Source organism: Nocardia implantans (assembly GCF_035544775.1).
GTDB lineage: Bacteria > Actinomycetota > Actinomycetes > Mycobacteriales > Mycobacteriaceae > Nocardia > Nocardia implantans.
In genome coordinates, this window is the sequence record NZ_JAYKYQ010000007.1 from 269375 (window position 1) to 294755 (window position 25381).

Annotated in this window: 24 protein-coding genes; 16 read left to right on the forward strand and 8 right to left on the reverse strand. The window is 69.0% G+C overall.

Features of this window, described 5'->3' with window-relative positions; genetic code table 11:
* The first annotated feature begins 137 nt into the window (after positions 1 to 137).
* From U3653_RS18750 to nuoN, 13 genes are read left to right on the forward strand one after another with little or no spacing between them, the layout of a single operon-like run.
* Complete coding sequence (locus tag U3653_RS18750) at positions 138 to 518, forward strand: NADH-quinone oxidoreductase subunit A (RefSeq protein WP_195081182.1); 381 nt, start codon at positions 138 to 140, stop codon at positions 516 to 518.
* 51 nt (positions 519 to 569) lie between these two features.
* A complete protein-coding gene (locus U3653_RS18755; RefSeq protein WP_067807367.1) occupies positions 570 to 1124 on the forward strand; it encodes a NuoB/complex I 20 kDa subunit family protein in 555 nt (184 codons plus the stop codon).
* The gene (locus U3653_RS18760; protein ID WP_195081181.1) at positions 1121 to 1897 is read left to right on the forward strand and encodes an NADH-quinone oxidoreductase subunit C; all 777 of its coding nucleotides are present in this window, start codon (positions 1121 to 1123) and stop codon (positions 1895 to 1897) included. Before U3653_RS18755 ends, U3653_RS18760 begins: the two co-directional genes overlap by 4 nt.
* Positions 1897 to 3222, forward strand: coding sequence for an NADH dehydrogenase (quinone) subunit D (gene nuoD / locus U3653_RS18765; protein ID WP_195081180.1), 1326 nt, complete (start codon positions 1897 to 1899; stop codon positions 3220 to 3222). The genes U3653_RS18760 and nuoD overlap by 1 nt, the downstream gene beginning before the upstream one ends.
* The gene (nuoE, locus tag U3653_RS18770; RefSeq protein ID WP_195081179.1) at positions 3219 to 3986 is read left to right on the forward strand and encodes an NADH-quinone oxidoreductase subunit NuoE; all 768 of its coding nucleotides are present in this window, start codon (positions 3219 to 3221) and stop codon (positions 3984 to 3986) included. Before nuoD ends, nuoE begins: the two co-directional genes overlap by 4 nt.
* Positions 3983 to 5305, forward strand: coding sequence for an NADH-quinone oxidoreductase subunit NuoF (nuoF, locus tag U3653_RS18775; RefSeq protein ID WP_195081178.1), 1323 nt, complete (start codon positions 3983 to 3985; stop codon positions 5303 to 5305). Before nuoE ends, nuoF begins: the two co-directional genes overlap by 4 nt.
* Positions 5302 to 7839 carry an NADH-quinone oxidoreductase subunit G gene (locus tag U3653_RS18780; protein ID WP_195081177.1) on the forward strand — a complete coding sequence of 846 codons (2538 nt, stop codon included), beginning with the start codon at positions 5302 to 5304 and terminating at the stop codon, positions 7837 to 7839. The genes nuoF and U3653_RS18780 overlap by 4 nt, the downstream gene beginning before the upstream one ends.
* On the forward strand, positions 7832 to 9727 hold the full coding sequence (gene nuoH, locus U3653_RS18785; RefSeq protein ID WP_195081176.1) for an NADH-quinone oxidoreductase subunit NuoH: 1896 nt from the start codon (positions 7832 to 7834) through the stop codon (positions 9725 to 9727). Before U3653_RS18780 ends, nuoH begins: the two co-directional genes overlap by 8 nt.
* Complete coding sequence (locus U3653_RS18795) at positions 9724 to 10554, forward strand: NADH-quinone oxidoreductase subunit J (protein ID WP_195081175.1); 831 nt, start codon at positions 9724 to 9726, stop codon at positions 10552 to 10554. The genes nuoH and U3653_RS18795 overlap by 4 nt, the downstream gene beginning before the upstream one ends.
* Complete coding sequence (nuoK, locus tag U3653_RS18800; RefSeq protein WP_195081174.1) at positions 10551 to 10850, forward strand: NADH-quinone oxidoreductase subunit NuoK; 300 nt, start codon at positions 10551 to 10553, stop codon at positions 10848 to 10850. The genes U3653_RS18795 and nuoK overlap by 4 nt, the downstream gene beginning before the upstream one ends.
* Position 10851: 1 nt before the next feature.
* Positions 10852 to 12738 (forward strand): NADH-quinone oxidoreductase subunit L, encoded by a 1887-nt coding sequence (gene nuoL / locus U3653_RS18805; RefSeq protein ID WP_195081173.1) that lies wholly within the window; start codon positions 10852 to 10854, stop codon positions 12736 to 12738.
* Positions 12735 to 14357: an NADH-quinone oxidoreductase subunit M gene (locus tag U3653_RS18810; RefSeq protein WP_195081172.1), complete on the forward strand. Its 1623-nt coding sequence runs from the start codon at positions 12735 to 12737 to the stop codon at positions 14355 to 14357. Before nuoL ends, U3653_RS18810 begins: the two co-directional genes overlap by 4 nt.
* Positions 14354 to 15979 (forward strand): NADH-quinone oxidoreductase subunit NuoN, encoded by a 1626-nt coding sequence (gene nuoN / locus U3653_RS18815; RefSeq protein WP_195081171.1) that lies wholly within the window; start codon positions 14354 to 14356, stop codon positions 15977 to 15979. The genes U3653_RS18810 and nuoN overlap by 4 nt, the downstream gene beginning before the upstream one ends.
* 51 nt (positions 15980 to 16030) lie before the next feature.
* Here the strand turns inward: nuoN and U3653_RS18820 are convergent, their stop codons facing one another.
* The 3 genes from U3653_RS18820 to U3653_RS18830 are packed head-to-tail and all read right to left on the reverse strand — an operon-like array spanning position 16031 to position 17645.
* On the reverse strand, positions 16031 to 16858 hold the full coding sequence (locus U3653_RS18820; RefSeq protein WP_323124272.1) for a helix-turn-helix domain-containing protein: 828 nt from the start codon (positions 16856 to 16858) through the stop codon (positions 16031 to 16033).
* A 5-nt stretch (positions 16859 to 16863) separates the two neighbouring features.
* Positions 16864 to 17412, reverse strand: coding sequence for a DUF6879 family protein (locus tag U3653_RS18825; protein ID WP_195081169.1), 549 nt, complete (start codon positions 17410 to 17412; stop codon positions 16864 to 16866).
* Positions 17412 to 17645 (reverse strand): hypothetical protein, encoded by a 234-nt coding sequence (locus U3653_RS18830; RefSeq protein ID WP_051020738.1) that lies wholly within the window; start codon positions 17643 to 17645, stop codon positions 17412 to 17414. Before U3653_RS18830 ends, U3653_RS18825 begins: the two co-directional genes overlap by 1 nt.
* 251 nt (positions 17646 to 17896) lie before the next feature.
* On the opposite strand from U3653_RS18830, the gene U3653_RS18835 reads away from it, so the two are divergent.
* On the forward strand, positions 17897 to 18139 hold the full coding sequence (locus tag U3653_RS18835) for a MarR family transcriptional regulator (RefSeq protein ID WP_159929549.1): 243 nt from the start codon (positions 17897 to 17899) through the stop codon (positions 18137 to 18139).
* 24 nt (positions 18140 to 18163) lie between these two features.
* Here U3653_RS18835 and U3653_RS18840 read toward each other — a convergent pair whose 3' ends face one another.
* Positions 18164 to 18994 (reverse strand): alpha/beta fold hydrolase, encoded by an 831-nt coding sequence (locus tag U3653_RS18840; RefSeq protein ID WP_195081167.1) that lies wholly within the window; start codon positions 18992 to 18994, stop codon positions 18164 to 18166.
* Between the two features lie 140 nt (positions 18995 to 19134).
* Here U3653_RS18840 and U3653_RS18845 point away from each other — a divergent pair, with 140 nt between their 5' ends.
* Together U3653_RS18845 and U3653_RS18850 are read left to right on the forward strand one after the other, a co-directional pair.
* The gene (locus U3653_RS18845) at positions 19135 to 19722 is read left to right on the forward strand and encodes a TetR/AcrR family transcriptional regulator (protein ID WP_323124273.1); all 588 of its coding nucleotides are present in this window, start codon (positions 19135 to 19137) and stop codon (positions 19720 to 19722) included.
* Positions 19719 to 20555: an alpha/beta fold hydrolase gene (locus U3653_RS18850; protein ID WP_195081166.1), complete on the forward strand. Its 837-nt coding sequence runs from the start codon at positions 19719 to 19721 to the stop codon at positions 20553 to 20555. Before U3653_RS18845 ends, U3653_RS18850 begins: the two co-directional genes overlap by 4 nt.
* Before the next feature lie 275 nt (positions 20556 to 20830).
* On the opposite strand, the gene U3653_RS18855 is transcribed toward U3653_RS18850, so the two are convergent.
* The 4 genes from U3653_RS18855 to U3653_RS18870 form a co-directional block, all read right to left on the reverse strand.
* Positions 20831 to 22261, reverse strand: coding sequence for a S8 family peptidase (locus U3653_RS18855; RefSeq protein ID WP_195081165.1), 1431 nt, complete (start codon positions 22259 to 22261; stop codon positions 20831 to 20833).
* 54 nt (positions 22262 to 22315) lie between these two features.
* Positions 22316 to 22912: an HdeD family acid-resistance protein gene (locus tag U3653_RS18860; protein ID WP_195081164.1), complete on the reverse strand. Its 597-nt coding sequence runs from the start codon at positions 22910 to 22912 to the stop codon at positions 22316 to 22318.
* Positions 22913 to 23005: 93 nt separating this feature from the next.
* Positions 23006 to 23647: a maltokinase N-terminal cap-like domain-containing protein gene (locus U3653_RS18865; protein WP_195081418.1), complete on the reverse strand. Its 642-nt coding sequence runs from the start codon at positions 23645 to 23647 to the stop codon at positions 23006 to 23008.
* On the reverse strand, positions 23605 to 24558 hold the full coding sequence (locus U3653_RS18870) for a coiled-coil domain-containing protein (RefSeq protein ID WP_195081163.1): 954 nt from the start codon (positions 24556 to 24558) through the stop codon (positions 23605 to 23607). The genes U3653_RS18865 and U3653_RS18870 overlap by 43 nt, the downstream gene beginning before the upstream one ends.
* Positions 24559 to 25381 lie beyond the last annotated feature (823 nt).

The window sequence follows — 25381 nt, forward strand, 5'->3', positions numbered from 1 at the left end:
CCTATCTCACACGGAGACGGATCCGGTAATGACCGTCCCCGGGTGGAGCCGAGGGGCGAGTCTGGCCGAGGCGGACAACGACGTCAGCCCGCCTCGGACGCTGTTATCTGCCGCTCGCAAGGAGGGGAAGTGCAGTCGTGAACATCGAGGTGCCGACGCTTGTACTCGGCGCGATCGCGGCGGCGTTCGCGTTGTTCTCCATCGTCCTGTCCGCCCTGGTCGGTCCGAAACGACGCAACCGGGCCAAGCTCGAACCCTACGAATGCGGTATCGAGCCGACCCCCCACGCCGTCGCGGGCGGGCCGGGAAACGTTACCGGGCAACGCTTTCCGGTGAAGTACTACCTCACCGCCATGCTGTTCATCATCTTCGACATCGAGATCGTGTTCCTCTACCCGTGGGCAGTCCACTTCGATGCGCTCGGTCTCTTCGGTCTGGCCGCGATGGCGTTGTTCATCGTCAACGTCTCGGTGGCCTACGCCTACGAATGGCGGCGGGGTGGGCTCAGCTGGGAGTGACCGCCCGGCAGCCGATTTCGTAGCCGACGAATGGAAGCGAGTCAGTAGAACATGGGTCTCGAGGAAAAACTGCCCAGCGGCTTCCTGCTGAGCACGGTCGAGGATTTCGCCGGATACCTGCGCAAGGGCTCCCTGTGGCCGGCCACCTTCGGGCTGGCCTGCTGCGCCATCGAGATGATGGCCACCGGCGGGGGCCGATTCGACATCGCCCGCTTCGGCATGGAGGCCTTCCGCGCCTCGCCGCGGCAGGCCGATCTGATGATCGTCGCGGGCCGGGTGAGCCAGAAGATGGCTCCGGTGCTGCGCCAGGTCTACGACCAGATGACCGAACCGAAATGGGTGCTCGCGATGGGCGTCTGCGCCTCCTCCGGCGGGATGTTCAACAACTACGCCATCGTGCAGGGCGTCGATCACGTGGTGCCGGTGGACATCTACCTGCCCGGCTGCCCGCCCCGGCCGGAGATGCTGCTGAACGCGATCCTGGCACTGCACGCCAAGATTCAACAGATGCCGCTCGGCGTCAACCGCGAGGAAGCCGTCCGCGCCGCCGAACAGGCCGCGCTCGCCTCGACGCCGACCATCCGGATGGAGGGTCTGCTGCGATGACCTTCGACACCCCCGACGACACCGAGACCCCGCCCGCGCACGACGCGATCGATGCCGCGGCCACCGCGGGGCCGGAAGGCACACTGCCGGAGGAGGATTCCGTACCGCCGGAGGCCGACGTCATCGGCGTGCGCCGCGGCATGTTCGGCGTCACCGGCACCGGCGACACCTCCGGTTACGGCCGCCTGGTCCGCCCGGTCACCCTGCCCGGCGGCACGCCGCCACCCTACGGCGGGTACTTCGACGAGGTCGTCGACGCGCTGCGCGCCGCGCTCACCGCCGCCGGCTCCCGTCCGGAGGAGGCGCTGGAGAAGGTGATCGTCTTCCGCGGCGAGCTAACCCTGCACGTGCGCCGGGAGCAGCTGCCCGTGGTGGCCCGCGCGCTGCGGGACGACCCCGCTTTGCGTTTCGAACTCTGCCTCGGTGTGAACGGCGTGCACTATCCGGAGGATTCCGGCCGTGAACTGCACGCCGTCTACCACCTCATGTCGATCACGCACAACCGCCGCCTACGGGTGGAGGTCGCCGCGCCGGACGCCGATCCGCGCATCCCCTCGCTCTACGAGGTGTATCCCACCACCGACTGGCACGAGCGCGAAACCTACGACTTCTTCGGCATCCGGTTCGACGGGCACCCCTCGCTGACCCGGATCACCATGCCGGACGACTGGCGCGGCCACCCCCAGCGCAAGGACTACCCGCTCGGCGGGATCCCGGTCGAATACAAGGGCGCGCGCATCCCGCCGCCCGACGAGCGGAGGGCATACAGCTGATGCACGACACCGACACCGAACCCGAGGTCACCTCCCCCGAGCCCGCCACGGTCACCGTCGCGGGGCAGGACTGGGAGCAGGTGGCCGAGACGCTGTCCGGCGCGGGCGAAGAACGCATCGTCGTCAACATGGGCCCGCAGCATCCGTCCACCCACGGCGTGCTGCGGCTGATCCTGGAGATCGAAGGCGAAACCGTCACCGAAGCCCGCTGCGGCATCGGCTACCTGCACACCGGAATCGAGAAGAATCTCGAATTCCGCAACTGGACCCAGGGCGTCACCTTCGTCACCCGGATGGACTACCTGTCGCCGTTCTTCAACGAGACGGCGTACTGCCTGGGCGTGGAGAAGCTGCTCGAAATCACCGAACAGATCCCAGAGCGCGCCACGATCGTGCGCGTGCTGCTGATGGAGCTCAACCGCATCTCCTCGCACCTGGTCGCCCTGGCCACCGGCGGCATGGAGCTCGGCGCGCTGACGCCGATGCTGTTCGGCTTCCGCGAACGCGAGTTGATCCTCGACGTCTTCGAGACGATCACCGGTCTGCGCATGAACCACGCGTTCATCCGCCCCGGCGGCCTGGCCCAGGACCTGCCCGAGGACGGCGTCACCAAAGTGCGCGAACTGCTCGCGCTGCTGCCCAAACGGCTGCGCGACATGGAGCACCTGCTCACCGCCAACCCGATCTGGAAGGCACGCACCCAGAACATCGGCTATCTCGACCTGCAGGGCTGCATGGCCCTCGGCATCACCGGCCCGGTGCTGCGCGCCACCGGCCTGCCGCACGACCTGCGCAAAGCCCAGCCCTACTGCGGCTACGAGAACTACGAATTCGACGTCCCCACCACCACCGGATGCGACTGCTACGGCCGCTACGTCATCCGGGTGGAGGAGATGAAGGAATCGCTGAAGATCGTCGAGCAGTGCCTGGACCGGCTCCGGCCGGGACCGGTGATGATCGACGACAAGAAGATCGCCTGGCCCGCCGACCTGCAACTCGGCGCCGACGGACTGGGTAACTCCCCCGCGCACATCGGCAAGATCATGGGCACGTCCATGGAGGGCCTGATCCACCACTTCAAGCTGGTCACCGAAGGCATCCGCGTGCCCGCGGGCCAGGTGTACGCGGCCGTGGAGTCACCGCGCGGCGAACTGGGCGTGCACATGGTCAGCGACGGCGGCACCAGGCCCTACCGGGTGCACTATCGCGACCCCTCGTTCACCAATCTGCAAGCGGTCGCGGCGATGTGCGAGGGCGGCATGGTCGCCGACGTCATCGCCTCGGTCGCCAGCATCGACCCCGTCATGGGCGGAGTGGACCGATGAACCCGGCAACGCACGGCGACACCCCCAACGGCGGCTACGCGACCGGCGGGACGCAAGTCCTGCTGAAGCTCAGTACCCGCCCCGAGCCCTATCAGCCCTTCGTGCGCGAACGGCTCGAGACCGACGCCAAGGAGATCATCGCGCGTTACCCGCATCCGCGTTCGGCGCTGCTGCCCCTGCTGCACCTGGTGCAGTCCGAGGAGGGCTACGTCACGGGCACCGGAATCGAGTTCTGCGCCGAGCAATTAGGCCTGACCGGCGCCGAAGTCACCGCGGTCGCCACCTTCTATTCGATGTTCCGGCGCACACCCACCGGTGACTACCACGTCGGCGTCTGCACCAACACCCTCTGCGCGGTCATGGGCGGCGACGCCATCCTCGCCGCGCTCGAGCGCCATCTCGGCATCGGGCACGGCGAGACCACGGCGGACGGGTCGATCACGCTCGAGCACGTCGAGTGCAACGCGGCCTGCGACTTCGCGCCGGTGATCATGGTGAACTGGGAGTTCTTCGACAACCAGACCCCCGAGTCCGCGCGTGCGTTGGTGGACGCGCTGCGGGCCGGACAACAGGTCACCCCGACCAGGGGCGCGCCGCTGTGCACGTTCAAGCAGACCGCGCGCATCCTCGCCGGGTTCCCCGACGAGCGCCCCGGTGTGCTCGACGGCGCGGCCGGTGAGGCGACGCTCGCCGGTCTGCGGGTCGCCCGCGAGCAGGGCATGCGTGCCCCCGCGGCCGAGACGGACGCGGAGGGCACGCGATGACGCTCACCCCGGTGTTGAGCACCTACTGGGACGACCCGCAGTCCTGGACGATGGACACCTACCTGCGCCACGACGGCTATCAAGCGCTGCGCGCCGCACTGCGGATGGAGCCGGACCAGGTCATCCAGACGGTCAAGGACGCGGGCCTGCGCGGGCGCGGCGGCGCCGGCTTCCCCACCGGCATGAAATGGAGCTTCATCCCGCAGGGCCCCGGGCCCGACGGCGTCACCAAACCGCACTACCTGGTGGTGAACGCAGACGAGTCGGAACCCGGCACCTGCAAGGACATTCCGCTCATGCTGGCCGCGCCGCACGCGCTGATCGAAGGCGTCGTCATCGCCGCCTACGCCATCCGCGCGGCGCACGCGTTCATCTACCTGCGCGGCGAAGTCGTTCCGGTGCTGCGGCGGCTGCAGGCCGCGGTGGCCCAGGCCTACGAAGCGGGTTTCCTCGGTCACGACATCCTCGGTTCCGGCTACGACCTGGAACTGATCGTGCACGCCGGCGCGGGCGCCTACATCTGCGGTGAGGAGACCGCGCTGCTGGACTCGCTGGAAGGCCGCCGCGGCCAGCCTCGGCTGCGCCCGCCGTTCCCCGCCGTCGCAGGCCTGTACGCCTGCCCGACCGTGGTGAACAACGTGGAGTCCATCGCCAGCGTGCCGCCCATCATCCGCAACGGCATCGCGTGGTTCCGGTCCATGGGCAGTGAGCGATCGCCCGGCTTCACCCTCTACTCGCTGTCGGGTCACGTGACGCGGCCGGGGCAGTACGAGGCGCCGCTGGGCGTCACGTTGCGCGAGCTGCTCGGTTACGCGGGCGGCGTGCGCGCCGGGCATCGGGTGAAGTTCTGGACGCCGGGCGGCTCGTCGACGCCGCTGTTCACCGAGGAACACCTCGACGTGCCGCTCGACTACGAAGGCGTCGCCGGCGCGGGATCCATGCTCGGCACCAAGGCTTTGCAGATCTTCGACGACACCACCTGCGTGGTGCGGGCGGTGCTGCGCTGGACGGAATTCTACGCCCACGAGTCCTGCGGCAAGTGCACCCCGTGCCGGGAGGGCACCTACTGGCTGGTGCAGCTGCTGCAACGCATCGAGGCGGGCACCGGCGTCGCGTCCGACCTGGACAAGCTGCTCGACATCAGCGACACCATCAACGGCAAGTCGTTCTGCGCCCTCGGCGACGGCGCGGCCAGCCCGATCGTCTCCTCGCTGAAGTACTTCCGCGCGGAGTACGCCGAACACCTGCGGCTCGGCGGCTGCCCGTTCGATCCGGCGCGCAGCACGGCATGGGCGGAGTCAGGAGAAGAGGTCCGATGAAACCGGTATCGCGCAGCGATGCGATCAGGGGTGGCGGCCGTGCGGCGAGCGGGCCCGCCACCGTGCGTGACGACAACGGCGGCCCCGCGCCCACCGACCTGGTGACCGTGACAATCGACGACACCGCCGTCAGCGTGCCGCCCGGCACGCTGCTGATCCGGGCCGCCGAACTGATCGGCATCCAGATCCCCCGCTTCTGCGACCATCCCCTGCTCGACCCGGTCGGCGCCTGCCGCCAATGCCTGGTCGACGTCGAAGGGCAGCGCAAACCGGTCGCCTCCTGCACGATGGCCGTCGCCGACGGCATGGTGGTGCGCACCCAGCTCACCTCCCCCGCCGCCGACAAGGCGCAGGAGGGCGTGATGGAGCTGCTGCTGATCAATCATCCGCTCGACTGCCCGGTGTGCGACAAGGGCGGCGAGTGCCCGCTGCAGAACCAGGCGATGTCCACCGGCCGCGCCGAATCCCGATTCGACGGCCGCAAACGCACCTACCCCAAACCGATTCCGCTGTCCACGGCCGTGCTGCTGGACCGCGAACGCTGCGTGCTGTGCGCCCGCTGCACCCGCTTCTCCCAGCAGATCGCCGGCGATCCGTTCATCGAGCTGATGGATCGCGGCGCGCTGCAACAGGTCGGCACCGCGCAGGCCGAACCGCTGGACTCCTACTTCTCCGGCAACACCGTGCAGATCTGCCCGGTCGGCGCGCTCACCGGCACCGCCTACCGATTCCGGGCGCGCCCATTCGACCTGGTGTCCAGCCCGAACGTCTGCGAGCACTGCGCCTCCGGCTGCGCCCAGCGCACCGACCACCGCCGCGGCAAGGTCCTGCGCCGGCTGGCCGGCGACGACCCGCAGGTCAACGAGGAGTGGAACTGCGACAAGGGCCGGTGGGCCTTCACCTATGCCACCGAGCCCGACCGGCTCACCACCCCCTTGGTGCGCGGCTGGGACGGCGAACTCACCCCCGCCTCGTGGTCGCAGGCGCTGGCCGCGGCAGCGGAGGGACTGGCCGCGTCCTTCGGTAACGCGGGGGTCCTGGTCGGCGGCCGGGTCACCGAGGAGGACGCCTACGCCTACGCCAAGTTCGCGCGAGTCGCCCTCGGCACCAACGACATCGATTTCCGGTCCCGGGCGCATTCGGCGGAGGAGGCCGACTTCCTCGCCGCCCGCGTCGCGGGCCAGGACCCCGCGGTCACCTACGACAGCATGGAAGCCGCGCCGGTCGTGCTGCTGGTCGGATTCGAACCCGAAGAAGAGTCACCGATCGTCTACCTGCGGTTGCGCAAGGCCGCCCGCAAGCGCGGCCTGCCGATCTATGCGCTGGCGCCGTACTCATCGCGCGGGCTCGAGCGCATGTCCGGACGGCTGATGCGCACCGCGCCCGGCGCCGAACCGCATCTGCTCGACGCGATCCGCACCGGCGAGATCACCACGCCCGGTGCGGATCCCGCCCAGCTGGCCGACCTGGCCCGGCTGCTGCGCGAACCGGGTGCGGTGATCATGGTCGGCGAGCGCATGGCGGCCGTCGCGGGCGCGTTGTCGGCCGCCGTGCGGCTCGCCGATGAGACCGGCGCCGCCCTCGCCTGGGTGCCGCGCCGGGCGGGCGAACGCGGCGCGGTGGAAGCGGGCGCCATGCCCGGCCTGCTTCCCGGCGGCAGGCCGGTCGCCGATCCCCGTGCCCGCCAACAGGTCAGGGCCGTCTGGAACGTGCCGGAACTGCCGGTGGGCGCCGGCCGCGACACGACGGCCATCCTGGAGGCGGCGCCCGGCCTCGGCGCGCTGGTCATCGGCGGAGTCGACGTCGCCGACCTGCCCGACCCGGCCGCCGCGCTGGCCGCCATCGACGCCGCCAGATTCGTGGTGAGCCTGGAACTGCGCCGCAGCGCCGTCACCGAACGCGCCGACGTGGTGTTCCCGGTGGCCACGGCGATGGAGAAATCCGGCACCTTCCGCACCTGGGAGGGCAGGCCGCGCCCGTTCGCCGCCGCGCTGGGCGACGACATGGTACGCCGCCGAACCGCGCCGCTGTCGGATCAGCGCGTGCTGCACGCCATCGCCGCCGAGATGTCGGTGCGCCTGGGTCTGCCCGACATCGACTCCGCCCGCGCCGAACTCGACGAACTCGGCGCGTGGGACGGCACGCCCGTCACCGCACCCACCCATGCGCCGAACCCGCTGCCGCGGCCGGAACCAGGAACGGCGGTGCTCGCCGGCTGGCGCATGCTGCTGGACGAGGGGCGCATGCAGGACGGCGAACCCAACCTGGCCGGCATCGCCCGGCCTCCGGTGGTGCGGCTGTCGGCGGCCACCGCCGCCGAGATCGGCGTGCAGCCCGACGATCCGGTCACCGTCGCCACCAGCCGCGGCGCGGTCACGCTTCCCCTGCTGATCAGCGACCTGCCCGACCGCGTGGTCTGGCTGCCGCAGCACTCGCCCGGCTGCTCCATCGCCGAGCAACTCGGCGTCCAGCCCGGCGCGATCGTGCAGCTGCGGCACGCCGACGAGAGGATGAAGGAGCACCGCCATGAGTGATCTCGCCACGCTCGTCCTGGCCTCCACGGTGACCGACACCGCCGCCGATCCCTACGCACCCGCGGGCTTCGGGCACGACCCCCTGTGGCTGGTGATCGTCAAAGCGCTGGCGGTCTTCGTCTACCTGATGCTGATCCCGCTGGTCGCGGTGCTGGCGGAACGAAAGATCGTGGCGCGCATGCAGATGCGTATCGGCCCGAACCGCACCGGGCCGTTCGGTTCGTTGCAGAGCATCGCCGACGGCGTGAAGATGGCCCTCAAAGAGGACATCGTCCCGGCGATCGTGGACAAGCCGATCTACATCCTGGCGCCGGTCATCTCGGTGGTGCCCGCCTTCATGGCCTTCGCGGTCATCCCGTTCGGACCGGAAGTGTCCTTCTTCGGTGTCACCACTCCGCTGCAGCTGACCGATCTGCCGGTGGCGGTGCTGTACATCCTCGCGATCACCTCCATCGGCGTCTACGGCATCGTGCTGGCCGGATGGTCCTCGGGCTCCACCTACCCGCTGCTGGGCGGGCTGCGCTCGACGGCGCAGGTCATCTCCTACGAGATCGCGATGGCGCTGTGCTTCGCGACGGTGTTCCTGCTCACGGGCACCATGGCCACCTCAGGCATCGTGTCCGCGCAAGAAGGCACCTGGTATGTGTTCCTGCTGCTGCCGTCGTTCCTGATCTACTGCGTCTCGATGGTCGGCGAGACCAACCGCGCGCCGTTCGACCTGCCCGAGGCCGAAGGCGAGCTGGTCGGCGGCTTCCACACCGAGTACTCCTCGCTCAAGTTCGCGATGTTCATGCTGGCCGAGTACGTCAACATGGGGACGGTGTCCGCGCTGGCCACCACCCTGTTCCTTGGCGGCTGGCACGCGCCATGGCCGTTGAACATGTGGGACGGCGCGAATTCCGGCTGGTGGCCGGTGCTGTGGTTCACCGCGAAAGTCTGGACGTTCCTGTTCGTCTTCATCTGGCTGCGCGGCACGCTGCCACGGCTACGCTACGACCAGTTCATGAATCTCGGCTGGAAACTGCTGATCCCGACCTCGCTGGCCTGGGTCATGGTGGTGGCCACCGCGCGGGTGCTGCAAGCCGAGGGCTACCGGGTGCAAACCCCCATCCTGGTGATCGGCGGCCTGGTGGTCACCGGCCTGCTGGTGCTGCAGTTCCTGCGCGCCGGCCGAGCGCAGGCGGCGCCACCACCGGTCGAGGAACCCGTGGCAACGGACGGCACCGACTCGACGGTCTTCCTCGGCTTCCCGGTTCCGCCGCTGCCCGCCGACGCGCACGCCCGCGACGCCACCCGCGCCAAAGCCGGGCTGTTCGAGCCGCTGGCCGGGTTCGCCGTCACCGCGGGCACCATGTTCAAGAAGCCGAACACCGAGTTCTATCCCGAGCAGAAGACGCCGACCGCGCCGCGCTACCACGGCAGGCACCAGCTCAACCGGCATCCCGACGGGTTGGAGAAGTGCATCGGCTGCGAGCTGTGCGCGTGGGCCTGCCCCGCCGACGCGATCTATGTCGAGGGCGCCGACAACACCGAGACCGAACGGTATTCGCCCGGTGAACGATACGGCCGGGTCTATCAGATCAACTACCTGCGCTGCATCGGCTGCGGCTTGTGCATCGAAGCCTGCCCCACCCGGGCGCTGACGATGACCAACGACTACGAGATGACCGACGACAACCGGGCCGATCTGATCTACGAGAAGGACCGCTTGCTCGCCCCGCTGCAACCGGGAATGACCGCGCCGCCGCACGCCATGCACCCCGGCGCCGACGAGGCGGACTACTACCTCGGCCGAGTGCCGGGCGCCACGCCGGCCCCCAACGGAGCCACGGCGACCGATGTGCCCCGCCGACCTGCCGCCGCCGGTGTGGAAGGAGCGACACGGTGACCGAACTGATCCTGGCCGCGGAGCCATTGACCCGCGCCTCCACCGGGGAGACCGTCCAGTTCTGGATTCTCGCCCCGCTGGCCGTACTCGGCGCCCTCGGCATGGTGTTCGCCCCCAAGGCGGTGCACTCCGCACTGTGCCTGGCCGCCACGATGATCGCGCTGGCCGCGTTCTACATCGCCCAGGACGCCCTGTTCCTCGGCATCGTGCAGATCGTGGTCTACACCGGCGCGGTGATGATGCTGTTCCTGTTCGTGCTGATGCTCGTCGGCGTCGACTCCGCCGAATCCTTGAAGGAGACCATCCGCGGCCAGCGGCTCGCCGCCGCCGCGGTCGGCGTCGGTTTCGGGTTGCTGCTCAGCAGCGGCATCGCCCACGGCGTGCGCGAATCCGGCATCACTCTCCCCGCCAGGGGTTTTCCCGGACGCAACGTGATCGCCGAATTGGCCGAACTGATCTTCCTGCGCTACGTGTGGGCCTTCGAACTGACCGGCGCCCTGCTGATCACCGCCACCATCGGCGCCATGGTGCTCGCCCACCGCGAGCACTTCGGCCCGCGCACCGACCAGCGCGAGCTGTCGCGGCGCAGGTTCCGCGAGCAAGGCCACCGCGCCACACCACTGCCCACCCCCGGCGTCTACGCCAGGCACAACGCGGTGGACATCCCCGCGCGGCTGCCCGACGGGTCGTTCGAGGAACTGTCGGTCAGCACCATCCTGCGGCACCGCCGCACCAGGGCGCTCACCGAAGCGGCCGTCATCTCGGTCGGCACCACGCCCGCACCGGACGGGACCGACACACCCAGCGACGAGGAAGGCAACCGGTGAATCCCGAGAACTACCTGTTCCTGTCCGCCCTGCTGTTCACGATCGGAGCGGCCGGAGTGCTGCTGCGGCGCAACGCCATCGTCGTGTTCATGTGCGTGGAGTTGATGCTCAACGCGGTGAATCTCACGTTCGTCACCTTCGCCAGGATGCACGAGAACCTCGACGGACAGGTGTTCGCGTTCTTCACGATGGTGGTCGCGGCGGCCGAGGTGGTCGTCGGCTTGGCCATCATCATGACCATCTTCCGTACCCGCCGCTCGACCTCGGTCGACGACGCCAGCGCGCTGAAGTTCTGACGTGGACACCGCGACGCTGTGGCTGCTGCCCGCCCTCCCCCTGGCGGGCGCCATCGTCCTGCTGCTGACCGGACGTCACGCCGACAAGTGGGGTCATCTGCTCGGCACCGCGCTGGCCCTGGCCTCGTTCGTGGTCGCCGCGCTGGCGTTCACGGACATGCTCGGGCGCGACACCGCCGACCGCGCGGTGCACCAGGACCTGTTCAGCTGGGTCCCGGTGGCCGGGCTCCAGGTCGACTTCGCGCTGCGCCTGGACCAGCTCTCGATGTGTTTCGCGCTGCTGATCACCGGTGTCGGCTCGCTGATCCACGTCTACTCGATCGGCTACATGAGCCACGATCCGGCGCGGCGGCGGTTCTTCGCCTACCTGAACCTGTTCCTCGCGGCCATGCTGCTGCTGGTCCTGGCGAACAACTACCTGGTGCTCTACCTCGGCTGGGAAGGCGTCGGCCTGGCCTCCTACCTGCTGATCGGGTTCTGGTACCACAAGCCGTCGGCGGCAACGGCGGCGAAGAAGGCGTTCGTGGTCAACCGGGTCGGCGACATGGGCCTGGCGATCGCGATGATGGTCATGTTCGCGACGTTCGGATCCATCGACTTCGACGTCGTGTTCGGCGCCGCGTCCGGCGCGGGCGAGGGCACGCTCACCGCGATCGGCCTGTTGCTGCTGCTGGCCGCGTGCGGCAAGTCCGCGCAGGTGCCGCTGCAATCCTGGCTCGGTGACGCGATGGAGGGCCCCACCCCGGTGTCGGCGCTCATCCACGCGGCCACCATGGTCACCGCGGGCGTGTACCTGATCGCGCGTTCCAACGCGATCTTCGATCTCGCACCGTACGCGCGCCTCGGCGTGGTGCTGGTCGGCGCGGTCACCCTGCTGTTCGGCGCGATCATCGGCTGCGCGAAGGACGACATCAAGAAGGCGCTCGCCGCCTCCACCATGAGCCAGATCGGCTACATGGTGCTGGCCGCCGGCCTCGGTCCCGCCGGGTACGCCTTCGCCATCATGCATCTGCTCACCCACGGGTTCTTCAAGGCCGGGCTGTTCCTCGGCGCCGGTTCGGTGATGCACGCGATGAACGACGAGACCGACATGCGCCGCTACGGCGGACTGCGCACGCTGTTGCCGATCACCTACGTCACCTTCGGCCTCGGCTACCTCGCCATCATCGGCGTGCCACCGTTCGCCGGATTCTTCTCCAAGGACCGGATCATCGAGGCGGCGTTCAACCAAGGCGGCCTCGGCGGGGTCGCACTGGGGCTGGTCACGCTGCTCGGCGCGGGCCTGACCGCGTTCTACATGACGCGGGTCATGCTGATGACGTTCTTCGGCGAACGCCGCTGGAAACCGGACACCCATCCGCACGAAGCTCCCGCGGTGATGACGGGGCCGATGATCCTGCTCGCCGTCGGCTCGATCGGGGCGGGGGCGGTGTTCGTCTTCGGCTCCTCGCTGCAGAACTGGCTCGAACCGGTCGTCGGCGCCCACCACGGCACCGAAACCGTTCCCGCGGCGCTGGTCACGGTTCTCGCGCTGGGCGTGGTCGCCGTGGGGGTGTGGGTGGCCTACTCGCAGTACGCGCAGCGTGAGGTCCCCGAGACCGCGCCCGACGCTGTCTCCGCGCTAACCGTCGCCGCGCGCCGCGACCTGTACGGCGACGCGGTCAACGAGACCGCGCTCATGCGGCCGGGACAGTACCTGACCCGGGCGCTGGTCTTCCTCGACAACCGCGGCATCGACGGGATCGTCAACGGCACCGCGGCGCTGATCGGCGGATTGTCCGCGCGGGCCCGGCGAGTGCAGTCGGGATTCGTGCGCTCCTATGCCCTGTCCATGTTCACCGGCGCGGCCCTCGTGGCCGCCGCCCTGCTGGCGGTGAGGTTGTGGTGAACGAATACCCCTGGTTGACGACGCTGTGGCTGGCGCCGGTGGTCGGCGCGGCGATCGTGCTCGCGCTGCCCGCCGCGCGGCGCACCCTCGCACGCGCGGTGGCACTGGGCTTCTCGGTGCTGGCGCTGGGTATCGGCATCGCGCTCGCGGTGCGCTTCGATCCCGGCGGCGCGCAATACCAGTTCGTCGAATCCCATCAGTGGATTCCGGCGTTCGGCGCCGGTTACACCCTCGGACTGGACGGCATCGCGCTGGTGCTGGTGCTGCTGACCGCGGCGCTGGTGCCGCTGCTGATCCTGGCGGGCTGGCACGACGAACGCGAAGTCGGCAGCGGCAGACGGGTGGCCCACACCTACGTGGCGCTCATCCTGCTCGTCGAGGCGATGGTGCTGATCTCCTTCCTCGCCTTGGACATCCTGCTGTTCTACGTGTTCTTCGAGGCGATGCTCATCCCGATGTACTTCCTCATCGGCGGGTTCGGTCCACGCACCGGCGACGCGCTGCTGCGCAGGCAGCGGTCACGCGCGGCGGTGAAGTTCCTGCTGTACAACCTGTTCGGCGGGTTGATCATGCTCGCCGCGGTCATCGGGTTGTACGTGCTGACCGCCCGCGAGGGATTGGGCGAGGGATCGGCGGGCACGTTCGATTTCCGCGCGGTGGTCGCCGCCGCCAACGCCGGGCAGCTCGGCGCGGGTCCGGCGGTGCTCAATGCCCTGTTCCTCGGATTCATGTTCGCCTTCGCGGTCAAGGCGCCGCTGTGGCCGCTGCACACCTGGCTGCCCGACGCCGCCGTCGCCGCGACGCCGTCGAGCGCGGTGCTGATGATGGCGGTGGTCGACAAGGTCGGCACCTTCGGCATGCTGCGCTACTGCCTGCTGCTGTTCCCCGGCGCGTCGGACACCTATGCGCCGCTGGTGATCACGCTCGCGGTGATCGGCATCGTGTACGGCGCGCTGCTGGCCATCGGGCAGACCGACGTGATGCGCCTGATCGCCTACACCTCGATCTCCCACTTCGGTTTCATCATCCTCGGTGTCTTCGCCATGACCAGCCAGGGGCAAACCGGCGCGACGCTGTACATGGTCAATCACGGCATCTCCACCGCCGCGCTGTTCCTGGTGGCCGGATTCCTCGTCTCGCGGCGCGGAACCCGGCTCATCGCCGAGTACGGCGGCGTGCAGAAGGTGGCCCCGGTGCTGGCAGGCACGTTCTTCATCGCCGGTCTGGCGACGCTGTCGCTCCCCGGCCTCGCGCCGTTCGTCAGCGAATTCCTCGTGCTGATCGGCACCTTCACCCGCTACCGATTCGCCGCCGTCATCGCCGCCAGCGCGCTGGTGCTCGCGGCGCTCTACGTGCTGTGGCTCTACCAGCGGATGATGACCGGACCGGTGAAGAAGGGCAACGAACGGATCTGGGATCTCGCTCCGCGTGAACTCGCCGTCGTTATCCCGCTGATCGCCGCGCTGCTGTTCCTCGGCATCTACCCGAAAGTCCTGACCGACTTCATCGATCCCGCGGTGAGCCAGACGCTCACCACCATCGGCCGCAGCGATCCCGCGCCGTCGGCGCCACCGGCGGAGGCGGGATCGGCGAACCATCCCGGAGGTGCCCACAAATGACCGACCTCGCCTCCACCGCGACGCTCGCCGCGAGCGTTCCCGCGCCGAGCATCGAATACGGCGCCCTGTCGCCCATGCTCATCGTGTTCGGCGTTGCCGTGCTCGGTGTCCTGGCCGAAGCGTTCGTTGCGCGGCCTTACCGCTATGCCACCCATCTGGTGCTGAGCGTGGCGGGCTTGATCGCCGCGCTGATCGCCGTGGCGCTGCTGGCGGGCACCGAAACCGCGGCTGTCGCCGGTGCGGTCGCGATCGACGGCGTGACCTTGTTCCTGCAGGGCACGATCCTGGTGGTGTCGCTGCTGGGGATCTTGTTCATCGCCGAGCGCGGAGCGCAGCCGCGTCAGCGGGCGCGGTCGGGCCCGGGAACCTGGAGCCGGGCGGCCGCCACCCTCGAACGCGGCGTCGATGCCTTCACGCCGCAGGCCTCCGCGGTGCCGGGCAGCGCGGACGAAGCGGCGGCGCTGCGCGCGGGTGTCGCGACCACCGAGGTGTTTCCCCTGACGCTGCTCGCTGTCGGCGGGCTGCTGCTGTTCCCGGCGTCCAACGACCTGCTGACCATGTTCGTCGCTCTCGAAGTGCTGTCGCTGCCGCTGTATCTGTTGTGCGGTCTGGCCCGGCACAGGCGGTTGCTCTCCCAGGAAGCGGCGCTGAAGTACTTCCTGCTCGGCGCGTTCTCCTCGGCGTTCTTCCTCTACGGCGTCGCGCTGCTGTACGGCCAGGCGGGCACGGTGCGCCTCGGCGGCATCGCCGAGGCGATCGCGCGGCAGCCGGACAACGCGACGCTGGCGGTTCTCGGGATCGCGATGCTCGCGGTCGGGCTGTTGTTCAAGATCGGCGCGGTGCCGTTCCAATCCTGGGTGCCCGACGTCTACCAGGGCGCTCCCACCGCGATCACCGGGTTCATGGCCGCGGCGACCAAGATCGCGGCGGTCGGCGCGCTGGTGCGCGTGCTGCAGGTCGCGGTGCCCGGCCTGCGCGACGACTGGCGTCCCATCCTCGCCGCCGTCGCCATCGCCACCATGGCCGTCGGCGCGGTCATGGCCATCACGCAGACCGACGTCAAACGGATGCTCGCGTATTCCTCGGTGGCCCACGCCGGATTCCTGCTCACCGGCCCGGTGGCGGCCAACGACCGCGGCGTCGCGGCGGTGTTGTTCTATCTGCTGGCCTACGGCATCGGCACGCTCGGCGCGTTCGCCGTGGTCAGCCTGGTCCGCGAGCCGGACGGTGACGAGGCCACCGGCCTGCCGCGCTGGGCGGGGCTCGGCCGCCGCTCGCCGTGGCTGGCGACGGTGTTCGCGCTGTTCCTGCTTTCCTTCGCCGGGTTGCCGCTCACCAGTGGCTTCGTCAGCAAGTTCACCGTCTTCGAGGCCGCCGCTTCGGGCGGCGCCACACCGCTGGTCATCATCGGCGTGATCTGCAGCGCCATCGCGGCGTTCTTCTACCTGCGGGTCATCGTGCTGATGTTCTTCACCGATCCGCCCGCCGACGCGCCGGTGCTGGTCAGCCCGCCGCTGACGACGACGATCGTGGCGATCACCGCGGCGATCACGTTCGCGCTCGGCGTCTTTCCGCAGCCAGTGCTCGACCTCGCCGACCGCGCGGCGACCTTCGTGCGCTGACGCGCCCCGGTGCCGCCGCCCCATCGCGGCGGCACCTGCGGCTGGACGTACTCAGGCGCCGCGCCGGCGTTCCAGCGCTTTCGCGATCAGCGCGCGGGCGCGATCGCCGTACTCGGCCTGCTCGGCGAGGATCGCGAAGGTCTTCTCGTGCAGCGCGATCTCCGAGGGCCGCGTGATGGTCAGCTCCGCCGAGACCGTCTCGGTCAGCACCTGCGCCCGGTCGTAGATGACGAAGTTCGTTGCCGGAGCGCGGTACTCCGCACAGATCGGGATGATGCCCAGCCGGACGCTCGGGTTGGCCATCACCGCCAGCAGGTGGGCGAGCTGCTCGGCCATGACGGCGCTGTCACCGACCGTGCGCCACAGCGCGGCCTGATTGACCACGAAGTGGAACCGGTGTTTCGCCCGGAAGAGCACCTGCTTGCGGGTCATGCGCGCGGCCACCGCTTCTTCCAGGTCGTCACGGCCGCCGGTGACGGCGATGCAGGCGGTCAGGATCGCGCGCGCATAGCCCTCGGTTTGCAGCAGCCCCGGCAACGTATCCGGCGCGTACCAGCGGATCTGTGTGGTCTGCGCTTCCAAGTCGATCGACTGCCGCTGCCTGCGCGCGTGCCCGGAGGCGACGGTGCGCTGCCATTCCAGGTACATCGATTGCAGATTGCGTGCGTTGGCGACGAGATCGTCCAGCACGGCGATATTCCCGCACGCTTCGCACCAGGCGGCGAGATCGGCTTCCGAGGGCGTCTGCTTGCCGCCCTCGATCCGGGAGACCTTGCTCGAATGCCACCCGCACCTCGCGGCCAGCTCCAGGCCGGTGAGGTGGGCGGCGCGACGAAGTTCACGCAGGCGGGCGCCCAGCACCTCACGTGCGTCCGACACACCGTTCACTCGTGTACGTGCTCACTCTCGTAATATCGTTGGTGCTCGATTCCCATGGGCCACAGCCGTTCCCGCACACCCAGGTACCTGCTGACCAGCGCCGGATCGGTGGTGATCGACAGGCCGGTGAACGACCCGTTCTCGGCGAAGGTGTTGAAGGCCACGGTGTGGGTGTCGAACAGCCAGTGGTCGTCGTGCGGCAGATCGGCGGGGTCGACCAGATGCCGCGGCAGCCAGCGCACCGCCTCACCGGTGGCGATGTTGTCGTCGGTGGCCGACAACAGCCACCGGGTGTAGCCGGTGTGCGGGACCGTCACGACACGTAGTCGTTCGAGGGCGACTCCGCGGGCGGCCGACTCGACCATCAGGGCATCCCAGGATTTCCATGACTCGGGCTGTTCCTCTCGCTCGTACGCTACTCCGGCATCGAAGCGGCGCAATGCTTCCTGCTCGTCCTCCATGACGTAGTGATCTCGAACCTCCAGGTGAAAGGCGCGGAATCGAGCCGCCCGGAACAGCGGCTCGAAACAGCGATCGCCTGCGACGTGCAGCATCAGCGCACCACCACGGCGGTTTCGTGACAGTCGAGGGTCAATTGGGCGAGCAGTTCGGGGTCGGTGACCGGTTCACCGGCCACCAGCACCGAACCGCAGGTTCCGCTGGCCTCCACCCGTAGCCACATGCCCGGCTCCAGCCAGTCCAGCAGTTGGTGCGGTACGCGGACGGTGCCCGTGCGGTCGGTGGCATCGCCCTGCACCACGAGCACGCCGGTGTCGGTCGCATACACGGCGGGGCAAGCTCCATGGTCGGATCCGGATCCGAGAAGTCGCAGGTTCATAGCTGATCCTTTGCGAGAGCGGGCGGACGATGTCGTGCAATCGTCCCCACCGGACCCGATGCCGGTCAACGCACTTCGCAAAGTCGCGCAAAATGTGGGCGGCGGTATCGGTGTGGCTTCTACCGTCGATTCGGCAACTCGGGCCGCCGCGCCGATGTCGATCCCGGGCTGCGTTCTCCGCGAGGGAAAGGGCTGCGAACATGATGAGACGACCCAGGACTGCCGCCGATTTCGCGGTGCTGGGTGTGCTGGCGCCGGGTGGATTGCTCACCGTCGAGCAACTGGCGCAGCAGGCGCGATTGACCGCCTGGTCCGTGCGCAGCGCATTGCTGCGCCTGCAGTCGCGCGGTTTGATCATGGACTGCCAGCACCGCGGCCGCTGGGCCATCACGCCGCGCGGTCGTGGTGAGTGGGCGGCGAAGGGACGCAGATTCACGTTGTGAGCCGAGACCTCGGTGGTTCCCGGCTCAGGACACGCTGACGACCTCGCGTAGCCGGTCGGCGAAAGCGCCAGGGTCGTCGACGAATCCGGTATGTCCGCCCGGGAACAGCGCCGGTGCCGAACCGAGTGCCGCGGCGAGTGCGCGCGAGGTGCGATCGCAGAATTGTCCGGCGGATTCGGCGCCGATCCCGATGACGAGACGGGTGGGCGCGTGGCGCAGAGCGCGGAGGTCGGGCTCCCACGTGGTGGTGCCGCGGATCTCGTGGGCGAACCAGTAACGTTCACCAGCCAGTTGCCGCGGGTCGCGATCCGGACCGAACATCTGCTCGAGCACCGGCTCGGGCATCGCGATGTTCGCGGCGGCGAAGAATTTCCGCCAGGCGCCGGGTATGTCACCCCTGGCGTAGGTCGCGACGATGTCTTCGGTCGCGGCACGGTGGGCGTCCCGGTCGGCGATCAGTGCGTTGATCGGCGGTTCGTGCGCGATGACCGTGGTGACCAGCTCGGGACGAGACTGGGCCAAGGCGAGCGCGGTCACCGCGCCGCCGCTGGAACCGAGGACCACGGCGGGTCCGGCGTCGACGTGCGCGATCAGCCGGGCGAGGTCGTCGGCGCGCAGTTCCGGCGTCGAGTCCTGTTCGGCGTCGTCGAGCGTGGAGTTCTGATGCCCGCGCGGGTCGGTGGTCAGCACGGTGTGGTCGGCGGCGAGCAGATCGGCCAGTGGCGCGAACGCGGCGGCGTCCATCGGCGCGCCCACCAGCACGACCAGCGGTCCCGCGCCACGCAATTCGTAGTACAGGTGGGCGCCGGGAACGTCGAGGGTCCGCGCGCTGACCGCGGACGGCAGTGGGGTCATGAGTTCTCCTCGTGCAGTCGGTTCTCGTATCCGCAATGGAGACGATGCGCACGACCGGGATTCATCGCGAGCAGCCGCGATTGCGAAACCTAGGGTAGTTAGGATACTAACTAATGGTCCGAGTTTATGGAGGTGTGCGCATGATGGCCCGAGCGGGACTGACCGCGGAGCGGATCACGCGAGTCGCCGCCGATCTCGCCGACGAGATCGGATTGGAGCACGTCACCATGTCGGCGGTGGCCAAGAAGTTCGGCGTCCAGGACGCGAGCCTGTACTCGCACGTGAAGAATCTGCGCGACCTGCGGGCCCGGATATCCGTTCTGGCGGCCACGGAGAAGACCGAACTGATCGCGGCCGCCGTGGCCGGTCGCGCCGGACGCGACGCGCTCGCCGCCTACGCCCACGCCTGGCGGGACTACGCACTGCGCTACCCCGGCCGCTACGCCGCGACCCAGCTGCCGTTCGATCCGGAAGGGGCGCGCACCGCGACCGGCGCCCTGCGCGCCATCGATCTGACCTATGGCGTACTGCGCGCCTACGGTCTGGCCGAACCCGACCTTACCGACGCGGTCCGGTTGCTGCGCAGCACCTTTCACGGTTACAGCGTTCTGGAGGCGACCGGCGGCTTCGGGCACGCGCGCTCCACCGCCGAGTCCTGGGAACGCATCATCGATGCCCTGCACGTAGCCCTCGAGCAGTGGCCGACCGACAACGAGGAGAAACCATGAGATCCGGCACGCTGCCAGTTCCGGGAGCCACGCTGTACTACGAGGTGAGCGGCGCCGGGCCGGTGCTGCTGTTGCTGCCGGGCAGCGGAGGCGACGCGGCGGTGTTCGACCCCATCCTCGACCCGCTCGCCCAGCACTTCACCGTGGTCACCATCGACCCGCGCGGATACTCGCGCAGCGTGCTCGACCCTGGACCACCGGCCGACATCGAGGTCGAGGTGCAAAGCGAGGACGCCCACTCACTCCTGCGACATCTCACCCCTGCGGGCGAGGATGCCTACGTCTTCGGCGGCAGCGGCGGCGCGGTGGTGGCACTCGACCTGCTCGCCCGGCACCCGGACCGGTTGCGGTTGGTGATCGCGCACGAGCCGCCGTCTTTCGCAGTGCTGCCCGATGCCGCCGAGCACAAAGCGTTCGTCGACGAGGTGTACGAACTGTTCGTCACCGAGGGCCTCGCCGCTGCGGGCGCCCGCTTCCTCGAAGGGATCGGTGGAGGCGTGCGCATGCCCGATCCCGCCGGACTCTCCCCGCGCGCCGCGGCGATGATCGAACGCCTGCACGCCAACGCGCCGCGCAATATGGCGCACGAACTGCGCACGATCACCTCGCATCTGCCCGACGTCGCGGCGCTGGCGGCGGTCGCCGACCGCCTCGTGCTCGGCGCGGGCCGCGAGACCAAGGGCAAGCTCCCCCACCGTCCCGCCGAGGAGCTCGCCCGCCGGATCGGTATCCCGCTCATCGAGTTCCCCGGCGGACACAGCGGATTCACCGACGCGCCTGCCGAATTCGCCCAGCTGCTGCTGGAGTTGCTGCTCGCGGCACGCGTGGAGTGATCCGCGCGCCAGGAGCAGGCAACTCAGGTCGGTTCCCCGACAGCGTTTCCGCGCAGGAGGAGAAGTGCGCACTCGCCGCCCCGTCCCAATAAGACGGCCGATAGCACCTCACGTCCGCGGAATTTCCGACTGCGGCCACGGACGGCTGGAACTCCTTCGCGTGGATTCCACCTGAAGCAACTATGCGATGAGTAGATTCCACTGATCGCAATCGGGCGGATAATCGGGTGTCATGCCGAATTCCCGGAGTTCGGAGTATGACCGCCTTCGGCGTCCTACCGAGGCAGAATCATCGATTTCAGATCCGGTAGGTTGCCGATGCGCTGAGATGCGGGCCGGTCCGGGGCATCGGTTTGCGGCGTGCCGGTTTCCCGTAGCCGGGCGCGCACTTCCGCGGGAGTCTTGCGTCCGGCCGCGGCCGCGCTCATGCCCTGATAGCTCGTGACCGCGCCGACCACGATCGGGGACGCGCTCGAAGTTCCGCTGAACACGTCGGTGTACCAGAGGTCCTCGTCGGGACCGCCTTGCAGGTCACCGTATCCGGTGGTGGTGACCTCCAGGCCCCAGCCTTGCACGTCGATCCGCTCTCCGTAATTGGAGAACGGCAAGCGTGAGCGGGCCGGACCGTTGTCGCGGCCGTGGAAGCCGGGTGGGGGTGCGCCGGCGCCGACGATGATGGCCCCGGAGTCGGCGTCGCCACCGCGGAACGGATTGCGCCATATGCTCGGGAACTCCGCGGGGCGGGCGTCGTAGAGCGCGGCGTCGAGGTCTTCGCCGCCGTTGCCTCCCGCTTCCACGACGACGATGCCTCTGCCGACCGCGTACCGGATCGCCGCGAAGTCATCGGGCCACCATTCGACCGCGATATAGCCGCGCTGATCGGGCCGGTTGGCGTAGTCGAAACGCGGTCCGGGACGGTGCAGTTCCAGCAACATCACATCGCCGGGCCCGAGCGCGTCCGCCGCCGAGCGGATAGCGCTCGCCGATCCGGACCCGAAGATCGACACCGCGCGGATGTGGGCTTCGGGCACGATGCCGGTGATGCCGTAGGCGTTCACGTCGCCGCTGATCACCCCGGCGACCGCCGTGCCGTGGTCGCGCCAACCCTGTTGCGGCGAGGGGCTGCCCCCGATCACCCCGCCTTGGTTGACCTGCAAATCCTCGTGGGTGAACCGCCATGCGCCCTCGACATCCACCACTCGCACGCCGGTCCCGCGGCCTCCGCGGACCGTCCAGGCCCACCGGGCGTCGATCCCCTGCGGAGCGGCATCCAGATATCCCTGCCGCACCGTGAAATCCGGCGTGACCGGCGGCGCCTCGGCGGCGGAGCGGCCTGTGATCGCTCGCGCGCCCTCCGGCGCGATCGGCGGTTCCGCGGGCGGTTTCACATATGCCGCCGCCACGTCCTCGGCGGTACGCAACCGCGCGGCCAGCTCGTCGAGTCGGCCGGTGACACCGCGGACGTAGAAGTAGCGCAGGTATTCCGCTCCGGTCTCCCGATATGGGGTGGCGGTGAGCCTGCGCTCCAAACGGTTGGCCGGCCCGAAGATGCGCACGAGTTCGCCCCCGGCCGGAAGCAGTTCCGTCAGACGTGCTTGCGCGCTGCGACTGTCGCTCAGCGCGATCGGCGTGATCGCGGTGCCGGTGCCGTGGGTGACCACGACGAGTTCGGCCGGCGACCGGAGTTCGGATTGCTGGGATGCCATGGCGCCCAGTCAACCGGGATGCCATCCGGCTCGCCACCGGATGCGTCGTCGCGCTCAGCCATCCAGGCGCAGGGTCGCCACCATGCCCGGCAGCGCGACCGCGTCGCGCCGGGAGCCCACGGCGAACAGGGCTTCCAGCGTTCCTATCGCGATCAGGCACGAGCCGGCCACCCAACCGAGCGTGTCGGGTGACTCGAACGGCACCGAACCCACCAGCACACCGAGTGCCAGCGTGACCAGTCCGAACAGCTCCTGCCGTCCGCGCCCGGCCAGGTCGTCGACCCAGACCGCCACGGTGGCGTGACAGATCCCTCGGATCGCCCACGCCAACCCGATCCAGAACGACAGCAGCGGAGCCGAATTCCCGCCCGCGAAGCACAGCACCGCCAGTAGCGCCGACAGCGCCCCGCTGACCAGCACCAGCACTCGCAACGGGGTCACGAAGCGCGCGCCGAACGCCACCACCAGTTGTAGGACGCCGTTGAGCAGCAGGTAGCCGCCGGACAGCAGTTCCGCTGTCGGCAGCGACTTGTGCGGCCACACCGCTAGGGCCACACCCATGATCATCGAGCAGGCACCGGCCACCAGTACCGTCTGCCGGGCTGCGCCGGCCAGTGGTTCCGTACGCCCTTCGACCTCGGTTTCGGGCATAGCTACATGATATGACCAGAGGCGCCGTTAGCGATTCGTTTGCCCGATCACAGTCATCGTCGTGCGCGTGGCGCCGCCGCCGCCGCTCTCGAATTATGCAGCCACGCTGATCAATACACCCGTGCCGATGACGTCGGCGCCCAGCCGCCACGGGGCGCTGACGCGGCCGGCTACCGCCGGCTCCGCGGGCGAGATCGGCGCTTGCAGAAGGCGATGAATACGTATGATCCGACTGCCCACCGTGATGTCGGTGGAGGACGACCCGTCTCGCACCGGACCGAATCCTACTGCGGCAGACAGCGTGTCCGTACTGTGCACCGTGACCGAGGGGTCCGGTGTGTCGCTTGCGCTCTGGGCTTGGGGCCGCGCGTGTCCGGTGAGCAATGCGACGATCTGGGCCATCGCCACCGGGTCCCGGGTGGCGTCGTATACCCATCGGGTGCCGAGCACACCGTGTTCGGAAGTGCCCACGAGTGCTTCGGCGGCGTCGGGTAGCGGCGAGCCACGGTAGGTCAGCGGCACGTGGTAGGTGTGCGGCTGCGTGCCGGAGTGCTCGGTGACCACCATGAATTCGATCCCGACTTCCCCGTCCGGGTCGTCGAGCCGGAAACCACCGGCCTTCTGCGGATCCGGTACCTTCCCACCGCGATACCAGGCGCGGCCGGGCAGCCAGGAGGCCAGCAGTTGCCTCTCTAGATGTCGTCGCGCCGACCGGGCTCCTGGATAGCGGGTGATTTGCGAGGTTCGGCGAGAAGGGCGTCGAGCTGGGCTTCGGCGCGTTCGGCGCGTGCGAGGGTCTGCAGGCGAGCTTCATCGAGCGCTTCCAGTCGCGAATCCGCTTCCGCGCGCGCTTTCTCGACAGCCGCGGCGGCTTCGGCACGGACGGAGGCCAGTTCCGCTGCCGCGGCGCGACGGGTCTCGGCGAGTTCGGCGCGGGTGGTGTCGAGTTCGGCACGTACTCGGCGCCATTCGGCACGCGCTTCGTCGGCGGCTTCGGCGCGCTCCGCGGCGGCGCGCTCCGCTCGTTCGGCCGCGCGTTCGGCGTCCGCCGCGCGTTGCACGGCGAGATCGCGCTCGGAATGCGCGGCCGCGACCAGTGCTTCGGCCTCACGCCGAGCGTGCGCGATATCGGTGTCCGCGCGGCGCTCGGCCCGCTCGACCTGTTCGGCTGCTTGCTGTTCGATGCGTTCGATCTGCTCGGCGGTCTCGCGGCGCACCGCGCGGACTTCGGATTCCGCGGCGCTGCGGGCGGCGAACACGTCGTCGGCCGCCTGCTTGGTGACGCGTTCGACCTCCCGCAGCGCGTCGTCGCGCGCGGAATTCGCCTCGGCGATCAGCGCTTCGGCCTGTTCGGCGGCGCCGGCCGCGTCGTCGGCGACGGACTCGGCGAGTGCCCGTGCCTCCTGCGCTTCCCGCCGCGCCTGCTCGGCCGCCACCGCCGCGCCCTCCGCCTCGGCGATCCGCCGGGCCGCGTCCACCTGTACCGCCTGCACTTGGGCTTCCGCGACCGCCGGATCGGCCAGTGTGGACAACTCCGCGACCGCCGCGTTCAGTGTGGTGTTCAACTGCTCGGCGAGTCCCCGGAACTGGGTGAGCAGTTCATCGGCCCGCAATCGCGCGGCCGTCACCGGGCCCGGTTGCGTCACAGTGACGGCAGCGGTCGCGGCCTCTGATTCCTGTTGTTGCCGTTGCCGCTCGCGCCACGCACGCCAGCGCGTGTGATCGGGCCGGTCACAGTACTCCGAGGGACGACCGGGACCCGCCCCGCTCGTGATCGGACGGGAACAGCCCGGATAGTTGCACACCTTCGACACGGCCAGATCGTAGCGTTCGATCCGTTCCGGAGGGGTGACCGCTGAGCGAGGGGTCAGCGCGCCCGGCGGGCAGCGCTTCCGCCCCACCGTCCATCACGACGAACTACCAGGCACTGCGCCGAATGTCCTGGACCCGGAGAGGCGATCTCGACCGCGTCAAGGTTTCGGGACGGGGCAACCCTCTTTTCTTCCGCGGGTCCGGGTGCCCCGAGCGGCGAACCGTTGACGCTCGGTTCTCGGAGACCGGCCGTAGCCGACAGGGTTGCACTCCCCTTCGAAACGAGAGAACCGTAGCGTTTGTTTCGTTGGCCTGCGATGTATCCAGACGAAATAACCTCCATTCCGCCCCATGGCCGCTGGACACAACCTCCTTCTCCTGACCGCCGATAAGTGAACCTTATCGGCGGTCAGATGTGCGGGCTCCAACACCCTGTGGTGTGTGCGTTTAGTTTCGTTTCGTCATTGGTGACGAAACGAAACTGCTACGCAACTAGTGGAAAACTGGGCACCCCCTCGCCGACTACTGGGCCCTAGACCCATGAGCGTCTCGAGGACGAGGCACGGTTCGACGGCAGCCGGAGGAAGTCGCCGAACGGAGGTGGCCGAAGAGCAGACGCGAAGAGTTCGTCACTGACTGCGAGTTGGCCCACCTCCC